We start from the raw sequence: 15214 nt of genomic DNA on the forward strand, positions 1-15214 counted from the left end.
ATCTTTTTAAAAATAAGGCATTAGTGACTTTTTTGGTAATATATAGTGGTCTTTTTTATTTTGATTTCATTGAATATGTCTACACCGACACCGCAGCAGAAAGCCCTATTTATACAGCCATCCTTTCTGGCTAGTGTACTTATGCTGACAATGTCTTGTTACGTTAATGCTAACGACTTGGATATTCTGCTGGCAATGAGCCTTGAGGATCTCAGTAACACCGACATTAGCGTCACTTCGGCTGCCAAAAAGCCACAGAATATCGAAGATATCCCAGCCGCTGTTTATGTCATCACCAATGAACAAATTCGCCGCAGTGGCGTTCGTTCGGTTGCCGAAGCCCTTGCCTTGGCTCCCGGGGTACAAGTTACCCGTATTTCAGAATTTAACTGGCAAGTTTCATTACGCAGCCTTAATGAAGTCCTTTTCAATAAACTGCTGGTAATGATTGATGGACGAAGCGTCTACAGCCCGCTGATGTCCGGCACCTTCTGGCATACTATTGACGCCCTCTTTCAAGATATCGACCGAATCGAAGTTATACGCGGTACGGCAGGCACCATGTGGGGAGGTAATGCCGCTAACGGTGTGGTCAATATCATCACAAAAAGCAGTACAGACACGCAGGGACATTACGCCGAAGTTGCTGCTGGTGAAAAAGATTATCAAGAATTCAATTATCGCTATGGTTTCAGCCTCGACGATAACACCACTGCCCGTTTCTATATGAAAGGGGTAACAAGTGATTACTATCTGGTTAATGATGATTCATGGCGTAATCTCAGCGGGGGATTCCGAGCCGATCATAACGTTGATAATCGGAATATTTCCGTACAGGCTGGCGGCTACCAAACACGATCGCAACACTATTGGTTCTACGGTAACTTCTACTTACCGCCAGAAGATGTCTTTACCAATACGACCTTAAATGTCTTCGCGCGCGGGGCCTATGCTAGCTTTGACTGGATAGAGCAATATAACGACAAAACAACCTACGAATTACACTTGTGGGCAGATGCCAACAGCACTAACGAACCCTCGGCCCAAGGTGAATTCTATACCTTGGACCTTGATACACTCGCTCATCACGCCTTATCGGAAAAACATCAATTAACTGCCGGTGGTGGTGTCCGTGTTATTCATCGCCGTACTGAATCCTATCCCGATGACTTCTACTCGCATGTCGAACCGTGGGGGCGTTATAGTCACGACCCGATCGGTACCGATTTCATCGTCAATGGCTATGGCCAGATCGAATCTCAGCTAAATGACCAATGGTTTTCGACCATTGGTGCCAAAATCGAATATTTCAGCCTCAACGACAGCGTAGAGTTTCAGCCTCAAGCACGCTTTCTTTACCGTCATAATGACCAGCAGCAATTTTGGTTCGGTGCAGGCCGGGCAGCCGTCACGCCATCATTTGTCGAAAGCAAAACAGACAGCTACATACTCGGTACTGTTGGCATTACCGATGGTAATGGCAACATCATAGATTCAAGGCCGACGGTGGTATATACCGTAAATAATCAGAACCTGAAAAATGAAACGGTACGTACCATCGATGCGGGTTACCGCTATTCACCAACCCATTCCCTGTCTATCGACAACACAATTTTTTACAGTAAATACAAAAATTTAAGAATGGAAGGTGACAGAGCTTGGGCATGTGTCTACGGTGAATGCATCGACGGCAGCACCCTGCCTTATGAAATCTTCACTCTAATCAATACATTCTCAGACGGATTAAATGCCGATAGCTACGGTTTTGAAACCGCCATTCAATGGCAGCCATTATCAGCACTTAAGCTCAACACCAGTTACAGCTATATGAAAACAAACGCTGAATGCAGTGGTTCTGCAGGATGTGATGCGAATGCGACATCCGGCTACCGGCTAATGTATGACCATCAACCAGCCCATTTCGCGTCGATACAAAGTCTTTGGCAGATCACCCCTGCCTGGCAATTGGATCTCTGGCTCAAATACAAAAGCAAAGTTGAAGCCGATGTTCCAGCCTTCTCAGCACCGTCAATCACCACGCTGGATGTCCGCCTAGCTTGGCAGCAAAAACCATGCTGGCCAAGAATTGAATGGATCATCGATGGTATTGGTAAAGATCCCTATGAAGATTTACCGGGTAAGAGCCTGATTGAAGAAACCTTTTTCATGCGGGCGGCTTGGGATCTACCATAATGAACAAACCATTATTACCGACATTCTTGATTGTGCCGCTAACCGGTCTAATTCTGATGCTAATCTCAGCATGGGCCAAAGCAGGCAGTGAGCCCGCAGCTGGATTTGCAGCACACCAAATCAAGGCCGTTTATATCTACCGACTCGCCAGCTTTATTCGCTGGCCGGGCGACACTGTGCTTCCGAAACGCTTTTGCGTAATAGGAAGAAACAGTATCACCCTCACTTTGGGCACCTTACTTGATAAAAATAAGCTGCAATTACTCAGCCCGACGAGCATGACCGAGGCCAGCAAGAAGTGTGACCTGCTATACATTACAGAACAAAAATTGTCAGCATTTCAAAGCTTGCCGCAATATCCGGGGCTTCTCACGATCAGTGATAACCCTAATACCCTAGCCATTGGTGGGATGATTGAGCTTCGCACAATTAACAATCAAGTTAAGCCTGCGATTTCGAGCCAACATATACACAATGCCAATCTATCGGTCAGTTCCATGTTAATGCGAATCGCTATTACCGATGATGAACAAACCGCCCTCCAGCAGGAGGATGCTAATGAATAACTGGATAAGTAAACTATCGCTCAACCAACGCCTCTCTTTCCCAATTATGGCGTTTATATTAGCGGTCTTTGCCTGCTTCCAATTTACCAGCTACCGAAGCTACCTCAATATTGAGCGAGACAACCTGCTTACCCGGACCCAGATTCTGGCTACCGGGGTCGGAGCGAACCTAACCGCCGCGATTCAGTTCAATGACTTCTATGCCGCCGAAGAGATATTAGCGTCATTCAATGCCGACAACCTCATTACCATGGCCAGCCTTGAACTACCCAACCACACTGTTTTTGCTCAATACCATAATGAAAACAACGTATATGTAGCCCCAACTCAAAAACAAGAGACCAGAATTCGTGACAATGGCTACTATTTCAGCCACGAATTACTGTACATGATTGTACCTGTCACTATTAATAGCTCAGAAATAGGCCATATCCACTTAGCTGTTTCTTTAAACAAACTCCATCAAATACGAGTAAATCACCTACAAGTCAGTTTGTTTCTGCTGATTTTGATCTCAGCTACCGGTGTTTATATTATTAATCGCCTCCAGCTTTGGGTGGTCACCCCCATCACCAAGTTGAACGACGGTATCAAGCGGATAATCAATGACAAACAATATCTGCCGATCCTAGAACAAAAACACAGCAATGATGAGTTCTATGAGCTGACACGTAGCTTTAATAACATGGTCTCAACCATCAGCCAGCGAGACAATGAATTGCAAGCGGCAATGAAACATCTTTCTGATGAAAAGTCCTTCGCAATGAACATCATTGAAACAGTGCAACATGCCCTTCTTGTCGTTGACCAGCAAGGTAATATCACATTAGCCAATAATACCTGCCACAGTGTTTTTGGCCGTCCCGTCGCCATGATGATGTACCAGCCACTGACTGACATCCTACAGCCTGTCGACAAAGACGCATTCACTCTGCTGTTTAACCAGGCCCTAAAACAAAACCACCAATTAGATAATTTGCTAATTGAAGGCCTTAATAACAAAGGGGAAGTTCGTACCTACCAGATCATCAGCCGACCATTGCACCAACAATACCAAATATTGTTTGCAATCAGTGACGTCACTATCAGTCATCAGGCGGCAAGGCAATTGCAACTAGCGGCAAAAGTCTTCGACAACAGTCAGGATTCTATCTTGGTGCTGGACAGTAAGGGGGTCATCTCTATGGTCAACTCCACTTACCTGAATATTACGGGATTCACCGAAGAACAAATCAACGGCCAGCATTACAGTTTTTTGGTCGATATTAATGAATTTAATCAGGTCAGCCCCGTTCTCCGTCGAGAGTTGTCGGCCAACAACCAATGGCACGGTGAGATTAATTCTCATACTGCCAACGGCGAAGTACTGCCACTGTTTGTACGTACCCATCGTATAACAGACCCTTATACCCAAGAAGTACAGACTGTTGTAGTTGCCTCTGACCAGCGTTCGTTGCATGAGATGCAGCGTCTCGAACATATGGCGAACCACGATCCTCTGACCAGCTTGCCTAACAGGGTCAAGCTAATGCAAACACTGGACAGCTTTCTCAGTCATCAAGTATTAACTTTTGAATCATTTGCGGTTTTGTTTATCGATCTTGATGGGTTTAAATCGGTAAATGATACCTATGGCCATAACATCGGTGATGAAGTACTAAAGATCATTGCCAAGCGCCTCAACGATTCTGTCCGCAAATGCGATATGGTCTCTCGTCTGGCGGGTGATGAGTTTGTTATCCTACTGTCACCGACAATCAGCGAGGAAGGCGTGAACGTAACTAGCGAACGCATTCTCTCTTTGCTTCGTGAACCGTTGCACATTCCAAAGATAAAAAACCATATCGAGCTAGGCGCCAGTATTGGTTGCTACTATGTCAATGCTACCGATTTTCAGAACAGTGATGACATTTTAAGACGGGCCGATAAAGCAATGTATGAAGCGAAAATGAAGGGAAAAGGCCAGGTAGCTCATTTCAACAGCCTGAATAATGACTTAATTCTATGAAAAAACAGCCTAAACGGCTGTTTTTTCATATCCAGTATGACCTAGATTTGAGCAATTCAACGACTATGGGCGATTGGCCAACTTGAATTGTCCGTCAGAGCTAAACCATATTGCTTGTGTTTTCTTGCGACCAAGTAAGATAGGACCGTCATCAAAGAACAAGAAGTTTTTCCAATTGCGCTTGAACACCGACCATTTCGTTTCAATAACGTTGTACTTTTCATAACAGAAAAATACCGTCGTATTATCTTCCCAATCAATAAAATTCAAAATAGCCTCTGGCAATTCAGGCTCATCGCCATCCCAAGCCAATTGCCAATCTTGTGGTTCAGACCAAATTTTATCGTCAAAGGCCCAATCACCAACACCAAAATGATCGGCATCTGAACTTTGGCTGCTAACATGCTCACGCCAAATTTGAGATGCACGGGCTTGAGTAAACGGTTTGATCAATGCCAAATCGGTTTCTGCCACCGGCATTGAAGCATGAGTGAAAATCCACTTGCGGTTATAGCTATCTAAATCAACGTAGTTCATTGGGTGACCTAATCATCTTTGACCTGAGGAATTTACCTGAGACAACCTTGAAGTGCCAGCGGAAATGGTAAAATTACCGATGATTAAGTCCGGGATTTCGGGGGGCACTGCACAAAGGCCCCCTGAGCGGTCAGTGCTATTTTTTCACGTCCCATAAATTACTTACCCACCCCCCTATATCAGGATCATAGTGGCAATTGGTGAACCTCTGCTCTGAACGCTGCTCGACATGATTTCGGGATTCCAGTAACTGAGAAATGTGGCAAGCCATAGGATCGCCATCGCTTGTCAAACGGCGACGCATCGCGACCTCTTTGATGATTTGTAATCGATATGCCGAGTTCATCTTCTTCATCTTTCCACGCCTCTGTCAGTGAAACCCAGATAAAAATAGAACCTGGTTAAAAAAACGTCAAACAGCTCACACGATACTGTCATATTCTTCATGTAAGGCTCGTAACTAACATCTCCTTACTTTTCATGTTGTTATTAAACAATGATTTAACACGCCTACGAATTAGCCGATCTATACAAAGATAAAATAATGATTTTGAAGTAAAATATATTTATCGATCTAACGCACATAATTTACCGAGCAACCTAAAACCTAACCGGGCTGCCTATATTAGAATTGTCATAAACGCCAGAAGATAAAAAATAGAATGTATAATTTAGCTACCAATCTCGAACGCAATGCCGAATTTCGCAGTAAAGACACCGCCATTATCTTCAACGAAGACAAAATTGATTACGCCACCCTCAACCAACAAGTCAACAAAGTAGCCAACCAGTTGGTAAGACTCGGGCTGCAAGCCGATGATAAAATCGCCCTTTCCTGCCCCAATACACCCGCATTCGTTATCGGATACTATGCAATCCAAAAAATTGGAGCCATTACTGTTCCACTAAACGTCATGCTCAAAGGCCCAGAAGTCGCTTATCATCTTGCCGATTCTGATGCTGTTGCTCTTATCTGCTTTGAAGGCAATAGCACACTGCCAACGGGTGAATACGGTTTTGAGGGCTTTAGCCAAACCCCTAGCTGCAAACACTTTATCCGCATTGAATCAGGAGCAGAAACCCCTGCCCCCGAAGGATCCCACAGTTTCCAGCAATGGCTTGCAGGTGCCTCCGTCCATTTCGATGCGGTTTATCGTCGAGCCGAAGACAGTTGCGTCATTCTCTACACATCAGGCACCACCGGTCGCGCCAAAGGGGCGGAACTCAGTCAAAGCAATATGCTGTGTAATGCTCAGGCATGTCAGGCATTAACCAATCAAAAAGGCACGGATGTCAGCATGGCGATTCTGCCGCTCTTTCACACCTTCGGCCAGTCATTGATCATGAACACTTCAATCCTTGCCGGTAGCGCATTGGTTCTAGTGCCGCGTTTTGTTCCTAAAAACGTCATGCACTTAATGCAGGCACATAAGGTGACACACTTAGCAGGCGTACCAACAATGTTTATTGGCCTGCTCGCCTTTGCCGAAAAACATGGTGGCGACTATATAGAGGACATTGCGGCCAACCTGAAAGTAGCCATCTCTGGCGGCGCATCAATGCCCGTTGAAGTACTCAAACAATTCGAGAAAAAACTCAACGTACCGGTCATTGAAGGCTATGGCCTGTCTGAATCCTCGCCTGTCGCAGCGTTCAACCATCTGGAGTATCAGCGTAAGCCAGGCAGTATTGGCCAACCCCTGCCGGGTGTGACCATGAAAGTCGTGGACAACGAAGGCAACGAGGTACCCCGGGGCAAGGAAGGCGAGTTGCTGATCCGTGGCCACAATGTAATGAAGGGCTACTATAAAAAACCGGAAGAGACAGCGAAAACTGTCGTTGATGGCTGGCTCCATACCGGCGATATCGTACGTATGGATGACGACGGTTATGTCTTTGTGGTCGATCGCCTCAAAGAAGTGATTATCAGAGGTGGGTTCAATATTTATCCTCGCGATATCGAAGAAACCTTCATGGCTCATCCAGCCGTGCACATGATCGCGGTGATCGGTGTACCCCATAAAACCTACGGCGAAGAAGCCAAAGCCTTCATACTTCTCAAGGAAGGGGCTAACGTATCAAGCAAAGAACTGGCGGCATGGGGCAAAGAACGTTTGGCTGATTATAAATACCCTCGCCTAATTGAGATCGTGGCCGAGTTGCCAATGACAGCAACGGGAAAGATCCTCAAACGCCTGCTGAAATAATCACATCTGGAATAAAAGAAAGCGGTCTGGCCGGCCGCTTTCGTCTACCCTTAACTATGAGCTTGTCGGCTGACAATCTGCTTTTTATTGGTTCAGGATGTGGATGTTATAGTGCTACGATTATCAACACTGTGTTACCTGATCGGCTTTTTGATGATGAAGCCGACATCAGTACTCGCCCAACCTTCAACGGCTTTCCACCAGTGCAACAAAACCTTTAATTATCAACTGTATTTCAATAATCTCAAAATCGGGCAGTTTACCCGAACCCTCAACTGGAAAGACTCTCAGGCCAACATTAATTCCTACAGTACTGTCAACGTATTAGCGACCAAAACACGCTTTCGCCAACAATCAATAATATACTGGTCGGCACAGCAACAAAGTTTTCTGACCAAAAGCTTTAAGCGAGATATCAATGGGCTGCTTGGCGGTTCAACCCAAGCGACGTTCAGTAATCACGGATTACAATCTGAAGTCAGCGTCGATGGTACAAAAAACAGTTACACCAGTAATAAACAACCCTTACTCGATGCCGATGCCATTGGCAGCCAAATTCGACTGATGTTAATCGAAGGTAAGACGCAATTTAATTTCAAAATGCAAGATACCGATGAAGTGAATCATTACTATTTCCAAGTAAAAGGGAAAGAGACTATCAATTCAAACTTCGGAAAAATCAGAACTATCCGTGTTGAGCAGATCAAGAAAAATGACCGCAAATTTGTTATGTGGTTTTCTCCGGATATTGACTACCAACTAGTACGTGCGACCTACCAAAGAAAGATCCTCGACTTAAAAGCCGTCATGCTCAGCAAACGAATTTCCTGCCCACCCCAGCAGGTCGTGGTTAAAACACCTTAGGCATTTATTTTCTTCATTTCACTATGACAATCGCCTTATCAGCCCTTATCAAATCTTGCTGTTGTTCTTGGTATCTGTGCCAGAAGTTGGTCAATATGCGCTAAATGCTCACGTTCAACCCCTGCATGCTTGCCATACTTTGGCTGATGGCGATCATTTTCCCTTGGGTAATGCCAACCATTTGTCGTTTCGACAAAAGTTTTGGCAAAAATTGGAGAGATAGATAAACATCCGGCCAGCACTGTATCAACGTAAGTTTGCATGATTGGCCAGTGCTGGCATGGAGGTTCCGTTTCATCCTTGGTATACACCCACAATGGCAACTCCCGATTAAAGCAATTTAGCGCGCTTTGGGCGCGATCGAAAGTTTCAATTTGTCCTGGTTCTAGCGCTACACGCGTATAGCCCTTTTCCCTTAAATCAAACTGAGCCAAGGCAGCCTCATCCACTTCGACCAATACCCCATTACAGTGCCCCTTACCCATCCTCGCCACCAAGGGAGCGATTTGGTAACTCCCATTCACTTTTCCCCAATGACGCTCAAGGCCATGAACGGTTACGGGTATCGCCGCTTGGGTATTCCCCGTCATCTGGCGAGAATATTGATTAATCAAGCTGCCGTAGCCAAAGATATACATACCATTGCTCCCTTGTTACCACGCTATCTCACTATGTTCAGTTCGGCGCATTCGCAGTGACACTGCGATCTAAAGTTGAAAAGGATTGTATCCCTACACGCCAAAAAAGCGCCCAAAAGCCAACCATTCCTTTTGCAACAGCGGCAAATCCCCTTTCTCAAACCGGATCTCTGTGCCGGGCCGAGCCTGTGCCAATAGCGACAAATCAACCTTAGCCACGCAGCCAATCTTCGGGTAGCCACCCAAGGTTTGCCGATCGTTGAGTAAAATAATCGGTTGCCCGTCGGGAGGAAACTGAATCGCCCCCAGCGCAATCCCTTCAGAGACCATTTCAGGTACTTCCACAGAGATTGCAGAACCACTGAGCCTGCATCCCATCCGATCACTTTCCTGCCTCACAGTATAAACGGAATGGTAGAAGCGCTCTTTATCATCAAAAGAAAATAGATGGGACTGGTAAGACTCGATAACCCGCAGCATAATCGGCTGAGAGTAGTCAGGAATAAAACGAAACGACGTCATCCTCCCCACAAAGCCTTGCCATTGTGTCGGGTCGGCTTCGCCTAACGGAATAATGTCACCAGCCTCTAATGCCTGCCCATCGACAAGACCACCGAGTTGATTGCGAGGTACTGTCGAGCGACTTCCCAGCACCTCTGGTGTTGCTATGCCGCCACGAATTGCAATATATGCCCTGATTCCCGTGCGAGCATAACCGAACGTTAGCACCTGACCCTTTTTGACCTCGAAGCTCTGCCACAAGGGGCACACATCACCATCCAATTGCGGACTCATATCAGCACCGGTAATCGCCACCAGTAAATCACTGCGCGCGTACAATTGCGTCTGGCCAATAGTCACCTCGATGACAGCACTCGACGATGTGTTACCAACCAAGTGATTGGCCCAGCAGGCCGCATGCAGATCCAAAACTCCTCCTTGGCTCAATCCCTGCTGAGCAACGCCAAAACGCCCTAGATCCTGCACTAACGCCAACATCCCGGGACGGATCACTTCCAATGCCGGCATAGCCTCCCCCCTTTGGCAAGAAACACCGCTTTTGTCACAGGCTCAAAACAAACTTCATCTCCCACTTCGACAGGTGAAACTGGATCGGCATGGGGATCAAACAGCGATACGGGACAATTACCGATAATCTGCCAGCCACCCGGAGAGTCCAGCGGATAAACGGCTGTTTGCTGCCCTGCAATCCCAACACTGCCTGCCGGGACTAACTTTCGAGGTGTCGCATGGCGAGGCATGGCAATGCGCTTGTCAACGGGAGCCAAAAAAGCAAATCCCGGGGCGAAACCTATCGCGCATACCCTGTATGTTTGTCCACAATGAATATCAATGACCTCTTGCTCGCTGAGACCGCACAGGGAAGCAAGCATGGGCAGATCTGGGCCAGCCTCGCCACCATAAAATACCGGTAATACTATCTGCCTCCCCAATAACGGGCTGCCATTATTTTCCCAACAAGCCAAAGCGCTTTGAATCATAGAATCAATCATTTCGATAGTGAGTACATCAGCACGGTACTCTATTAGCAGCGAGGTATAGGAAGGAATGCGTTCAATAATGGCCGGGTGATTGAGCGAATCAGCAACATGCCGTATTAGAGGGATCAGTGACTGATCAATATGGTTACCGAAATAAACAATCGCTGTCGTTTCAGAAACAGGCTGCAATTGAATCATCGCCGAAGATCCTCGTGCAGCTGTTTGACCAGCATGACAGACTCTTCGTTGTCACCATGCACACAGACCGTGTCCGCATATAGCTTCAAGCACTGATTGTCGATAGTCGTCACCCAGCCGCCGGCCAGTTCAGCAACCTGCTGGCGAATACGCTCGGTATCATGATACACAGAGCCAGCTTGTGATCGCGGTACGAGCAAGCCCGTTGATTGGTAGGCGCGATCGGCAAATGCTTCAAATAACAACGGCACCGCATACTTGGCCGCTTGTGCTATATATTGGCGATTATCAGTACGAGCAAGGATCATCAACGATAATGATGATGGACGTTGCATATTAAGCAAAGATACCGCAGACAAAATCGCCTCGTAAACCGAGGGATCTGCCATCATATCGTTATACAGCGCACCATGTGGCTTAACATAATTCAGCGTTGCGCCATATAAACGACAAATGGCATCTAACGCACCAACCTGATAGGCCACGAGCTGGGTAATTTCTTGTGATGTATGAGGAATATGCCGACGCCCAAATCCTTGCTTGTCGTCGTAGCCGGGATGCGCACCTATCTCAACGCCATGCACTAACGCCAATTCGACTGTCTTCGCCATATGAGACGGATCTGAGGCATGAAAACCACAAGCCACGTTTGCCATGTCGATCCAAGGCATCGCCGCCGCATCATTCCCCATCTCCCAACTGCCGAAACTTTCCCCCATATCACAGTTAAGTTTCATCGCTATCCCTGCCTTTGTGCTTAGTCATGCTCACAAACCTTGATATCATTCTATTACCATAGCTGACATCAGGCCGCAACATCCTCACAACACAAGAATAGCGATGTGACTAATCTTATTCGGCACGCAGCGCTTCAAGCACATCCTCAAGCGGCTGTGGTCGTGCAATCAGAAACCCCTGTACGATATCCACACCACTGTTGGCGACAAACTCATACTCCTGATCGGTTTCAACACCCTCAGCCACAATCTTACAGTTAGCTATTTCACCAATTTGAGCAACCAGCGGATAGAGTGCCCGCCCCTTGTCCGTAACGGCATCAAGCAACAGTGAACGATCAATTTTCACTTTATCGAACGGGTACTTCAGCAAATGCGGAAACGAGGCATAACCCGTACCAAAGTCGTCCATTGCGACCTTAATACCCTGAGACTGTAGAGCTTCCATCGTCCGACTCAAATGCACATTATCACTGAGTATGGCTTCTTCGGTAATTTCAATCTCTAACCATTGGGGCGAGATCTGGTAATGCTGCAAACGTGAAAGTAAATGATCAACAAAATCAGGCTGCTCAATCGATGCAACCGAAATATTGATTGCCACCCGTCGCTCGGATGATAGAGGCATCTGTTGCATATCAGCCAATACCTGTTCGATAACGGCTTTATCCAGCATCGGCATTGCATTGAGTAACTGAAAATCACCAATAAACGTAGGTGGATATAGCTTACCCGCAGCATTCTTATAACGAATCAACGCCTCGAACGAGCAGATTTTTTTATCACTAACCGACTGCAACATTTGATAATGCATAACAAGTCCACCATCTCGCAACATATTTGCCAATCGCTGCTGTGCCGAAGACTTATTAATACTTGTCGCCGCTGAACTTCTTACCCCATCAAGCAAGTTCTTGAACATGGTTTGTTCCATACTCGTATATTGCGCAACAGACTTGAAGTGTACTGAATATTTCCCTGCAAATTCCTGATAAAATGGTCGATATATAAAAACACCCACGCCAATAATAAATAGTTGCAACAATGCCCCTTCAATATTATTACCCATAGCAACGTAACCACTAAATAATGGCGGAGTCATCCAATTTACAATATTTTCGACTGGCGAGACTAAACCAGATGCAATGCAGGCATAGGTTATTATAAAGCTCACCAAGGGTACCGTAACAAATGGAATAATCATTACAGGGTTAAAAATTATAGGCAGGCCAAACAACAAAACTTCATTAATATTAAATATTACAAGCGGTAATGCAGCTAAAGCCAGCATGATATGGTTGCGGGTTTTAGAAAATAGTAAAATACAAAGCAGCAGACTAATACTATTGCCCGATCCGCCCATAGACATAAAGGCATCATAAAAACCCTGGCTAATGACATTTAGCGAGGCTTCTCCCGCATGCCAGGCAGCCACATTCAGCTCCGTTGCGGCAAACAATTGCTGCTTTGTCGCAAATAGCATGTTGTGCCCATTGATACCAATCGCGCCAAGCAAACCTAGCAGCGTCTGGTAAACCAAACCACCAGTAAATGTCAAAGGATCTGGCTCTACTGTACTGATCTGTTGAGACAAGAAATTGATAGACTCAGCACTGAATTTTGAGAGTATTAATGCAACACACACAAATACAAATAAATGGAGGACCTGCTTCGCCAACTTAGTTGCAAAATCAAGAGACTGCGGTTCAGTTAGTTGTACATTAAATCGAGCACAATAAGCAAATGTAAGTAACGCACTCAATAGCGCTAACAATGGGTTGTTGGGCAAATAATAAGCGACGGATAATGAATCTGTTTCTAATGAAACTAAATATAGCATCACAACAGAGTATATAATTACAATGACGCTACTTGTATTGGTTTTATGTGAAAAATAATAAGCAGAAATAATACAAAAAGATAATGGGTAAATATTAATGAGCAAGTTAGATAGATGGAAAAATAATTTTGCCAACTCACCGTAATGAATAATATTAAGCCCATGGCCCAATAACATAGCTAAAGCATTTGCCAATGTAATTGGTAATAATAGCAATGCAATTGATGATAGATCATATAGATAAGAACGAGCATTATTTTTATTAAATACCGATTCCAAAAAGAGCTTATATGAATTATTGAATCTAATACTAATTGTCATAAATTATTAACTACAGAAATAACCTTCAAATAGAAAAACAATCATTATGATGGCTATGTACTTTATTCTTTCTCTCGTACTTAAACCATACTCACAGCTTGCCGATCCATCCTTGAACTTGGTTCTACTGTAAAATGACACCAAAATTGCGAAGATAGTTATTTTATTAATACAAATCAGTATATTATTTATACTAAAAAAGTTCCAGTACAGAATTTTATCATCGCCATGAAAAATACAAATATACCCTCAGAGACTAAGCCAAGCAACGCTTAGCCTCTCACGGCAGCATTAATTTATTAGCATAAGATATTAAAAAAGCAGAAACACAAGAACAAAACAGAGCCGTCTAGAGGGAAAACTCAGCGCACTCACTCCATCCATTTGAACGAATAAAGCCATTATTGCTTCAAACATCTTGGTTGAGCGAAATGCGCTGATATGGTGCGATACTGACTTCACTACCCGCGTTGAGATACCACTTTCTTTAATTGCAATCCCAAAAATACAAAGCTTACCCCTTCGAACAATAGAGATACGCCGACAAACACACCGAGCAGAGACAAGGAAAACTCAGGATCATTTAACAATGAGAAGAAGTAAAAACCGATCAAGGTCGAAATCAAACCACTGACAATTACCCAACCGCTTCCGGATAGCGAACGATGGCTAATCCCAAAAACCATACGGGTAATACCATTGAAAATCATTACTAGCACCATCAGCATAGTAATTGTCACGAGTCCAGCTAATGGCTTAAACAAAATAAACAAGCCACCAACAATATAAAACACAGCCCCCAGCACATACCACAGCTTGATACTCCAAGGGGTTATGCTAAAAGTATGATATGCCTGTACCAATCCGCTAAATAAAAAAATGGCCCCTACTATTGTCGTAATCGTCACTCCTGCCATCACAGGTAGACTCATAGCAGCAATACCAGCTAACGATACAAGGATGCCGACAATAACAAACCACTTCCAGCTTTTAGACAGAAAGGATGAATTGCCAGATTGAGCAGGCTCTTGAATAGAATTAGACATTTTATACCCCAGGGTTTTATAGAATACCCCTGAAGTCTAGAACAGTTATGGAATAAATCGTAATTCGATGTATTAAAAGTAAAATTACAAAAATAGCAGGTACTGAGAAAGAGATATTAAAAAGCCCCGTCATTACTGACGGGGCTTATAATTTGGAGCGACACACGAGGTTCGAACTCGTGACCTCAACCTTGGCAAGGTTGCGCTCTACCAACTGAGCTAGTGTCGCAAATGGTGCCCCGGGCCGGACTTGAACCGGCACGACGCGAACGTCGAGGGATTTTAAATCCCTTGTGTCTACCAATTTCACCACCAGGGCACGCAAATTCTTTGCGGTGCCTGAAAGGATGCACCATTTGATACCGCCGATTTCGGCCATATCTTAATTATTTGGAGCGACACACGAGGTTCGAACTCGTGACCTCAACCTTGGCAAGGTTGCGCTCTACCAACTGAGCTAGTGTCGCAAATGGAGGCGCGTCCCGGAGTCGAACCGAGGTACACGGATTTGCAATCCGCTGCATAGCCACTCTGCCAACGCGCCTCTGAATAACCTA

Annotated in this window: 13 protein-coding genes and 4 tRNA genes; 5 read left to right on the plus strand and 12 right to left on the minus strand. The window is 45.2% G+C overall.

All coding sequences use genetic code 11. The features are described 5' to 3' along the window. Nucleotides 1–141 precede the first annotated feature (141 nt). The 3 genes from ABT56_RS01310 to ABT56_RS01320 are packed head-to-tail and all read left to right on the plus strand — an operon-like array spanning nt 142 to nt 4767. Complete coding sequence (locus ABT56_RS01310; protein ID WP_240478232.1) at nt 142–2193, plus strand: TonB-dependent receptor plug domain-containing protein; 2052 nt, start codon at nt 142–144, stop codon at nt 2191–2193. Next, nucleotides 2193–2759: a YfiR family protein gene (locus ABT56_RS01315; RefSeq protein ID WP_047877045.1), complete on the plus strand. Its 567-nt coding sequence runs from the start codon at nt 2193–2195 to the stop codon at nt 2757–2759. The genes ABT56_RS01310 and ABT56_RS01315 overlap by 1 nt, the downstream gene beginning before the upstream one ends. Next, on the plus strand, nt 2752–4767 hold the full coding sequence (locus ABT56_RS01320) for a sensor domain-containing diguanylate cyclase (protein WP_053062351.1): 2016 nt from the start codon (nt 2752–2754) through the stop codon (nt 4765–4767). The genes ABT56_RS01315 and ABT56_RS01320 overlap by 8 nt, the downstream gene beginning before the upstream one ends. Before the next feature lie 63 nt (nt 4768–4830). On the opposite strand, the gene ABT56_RS01325 is transcribed toward ABT56_RS01320, so the two are convergent. Both ABT56_RS01325 and ABT56_RS23475 read right to left on the minus strand, forming a co-directional pair. Continuing rightward, the gene (locus tag ABT56_RS01325; protein ID WP_047877047.1) at nt 4831–5304 is read right to left on the minus strand and encodes a DUF2947 domain-containing protein; all 474 of its coding nucleotides are present in this window, start codon (nt 5302–5304) and stop codon (nt 4831–4833) included. Between the two features lie 136 nt (nt 5305–5440). After that, the gene (locus ABT56_RS23475; RefSeq protein WP_084722126.1) at nt 5441–5659 is read right to left on the minus strand and encodes a hypothetical protein; all 219 of its coding nucleotides are present in this window, start codon (nt 5657–5659) and stop codon (nt 5441–5443) included. A gap of 307 nt (nt 5660–5966) precedes the next feature. On the opposite strand from ABT56_RS23475, the gene ABT56_RS01330 reads away from it, so the two are divergent. Together ABT56_RS01330 and ABT56_RS01335 are read left to right on the plus strand one after the other, a co-directional pair. Continuing rightward, on the plus strand, nt 5967–7511 hold the full coding sequence (locus ABT56_RS01330; RefSeq protein ID WP_047877048.1) for a long-chain-fatty-acid--CoA ligase: 1545 nt from the start codon (nt 5967–5969) through the stop codon (nt 7509–7511). A gap of 153 nt (nt 7512–7664) precedes the next feature. Then, nucleotides 7665–8375: a DUF3108 domain-containing protein gene (locus ABT56_RS01335; protein ID WP_047877490.1), complete on the plus strand. Its 711-nt coding sequence runs from the start codon at nt 7665–7667 to the stop codon at nt 8373–8375. A 38-nt stretch (nt 8376–8413) separates the two neighbouring features. On the opposite strand, the gene ABT56_RS01340 is transcribed toward ABT56_RS01335, so the two are convergent. The 10 genes from ABT56_RS01340 to ABT56_RS01385 all read right to left on the minus strand — a co-directional run bounded on the left by ABT56_RS01340 (nt 8414) and on the right by ABT56_RS01385 (nt 15201). Next, nucleotides 8414–9013 (minus strand): gamma-glutamylcyclotransferase family protein, encoded by a 600-nt coding sequence (locus tag ABT56_RS01340; RefSeq protein ID WP_047877049.1) that lies wholly within the window; start codon nt 9011–9013, stop codon nt 8414–8416. A gap of 93 nt (nt 9014–9106) precedes the next feature. Then, a complete protein-coding gene (locus ABT56_RS01345) occupies nt 9107–10042 on the minus strand; it encodes a 5-oxoprolinase subunit C family protein (protein ID WP_047877050.1) in 936 nt (311 codons plus the stop codon). After that, the gene (gene pxpB / locus ABT56_RS01350; protein WP_047877051.1) at nt 10024–10713 is read right to left on the minus strand and encodes a 5-oxoprolinase subunit PxpB; all 690 of its coding nucleotides are present in this window, start codon (nt 10711–10713) and stop codon (nt 10024–10026) included. The genes ABT56_RS01345 and pxpB overlap by 19 nt, the downstream gene beginning before the upstream one ends. Next, nucleotides 10710–11450, minus strand: coding sequence for a 5-oxoprolinase subunit PxpA (locus ABT56_RS01355; RefSeq protein WP_047877052.1), 741 nt, complete (start codon nt 11448–11450; stop codon nt 10710–10712). Before ABT56_RS01355 ends, pxpB begins: the two co-directional genes overlap by 4 nt. 115 nt (nt 11451–11565) lie before the next feature. Continuing rightward, on the minus strand, nt 11566–13611 hold the full coding sequence (locus ABT56_RS01360) for an EAL domain-containing protein (protein ID WP_047877053.1): 2046 nt from the start codon (nt 13609–13611) through the stop codon (nt 11566–11568). 461 nt (nt 13612–14072) lie between these two features. Further along, nucleotides 14073–14657, minus strand: a complete 585-nt coding sequence (locus ABT56_RS01365; protein WP_047877054.1) for an HdeD family acid-resistance protein — start codon at nt 14655–14657, stop codon at nt 14073–14075. Between the two features lie 153 nt (nt 14658–14810). Further along, nucleotides 14811–14886 (minus strand) — tRNA-Gly (locus ABT56_RS01370). A 3-nt stretch (nt 14887–14889) separates the two neighbouring features. Then, a tRNA-Leu gene (locus ABT56_RS01375) sits at nt 14890–14976 on the minus strand. Between the two features lie 72 nt (nt 14977–15048). Further along, nucleotides 15049–15124, minus strand: a tRNA-Gly gene (locus tag ABT56_RS01380). Nucleotides 15125–15127: 3 nt separating this feature from the next. Next, nucleotides 15128–15201, minus strand: a tRNA-Cys gene (locus ABT56_RS01385). Nucleotides 15202–15214 lie beyond the last annotated feature (13 nt).

This window comes from Photobacterium aquae (assembly GCF_001029445.1).
In the GTDB taxonomy this organism is placed as follows: domain Bacteria; phylum Pseudomonadota; class Gammaproteobacteria; order Enterobacterales; family Vibrionaceae; genus Photobacterium; species Photobacterium aquae.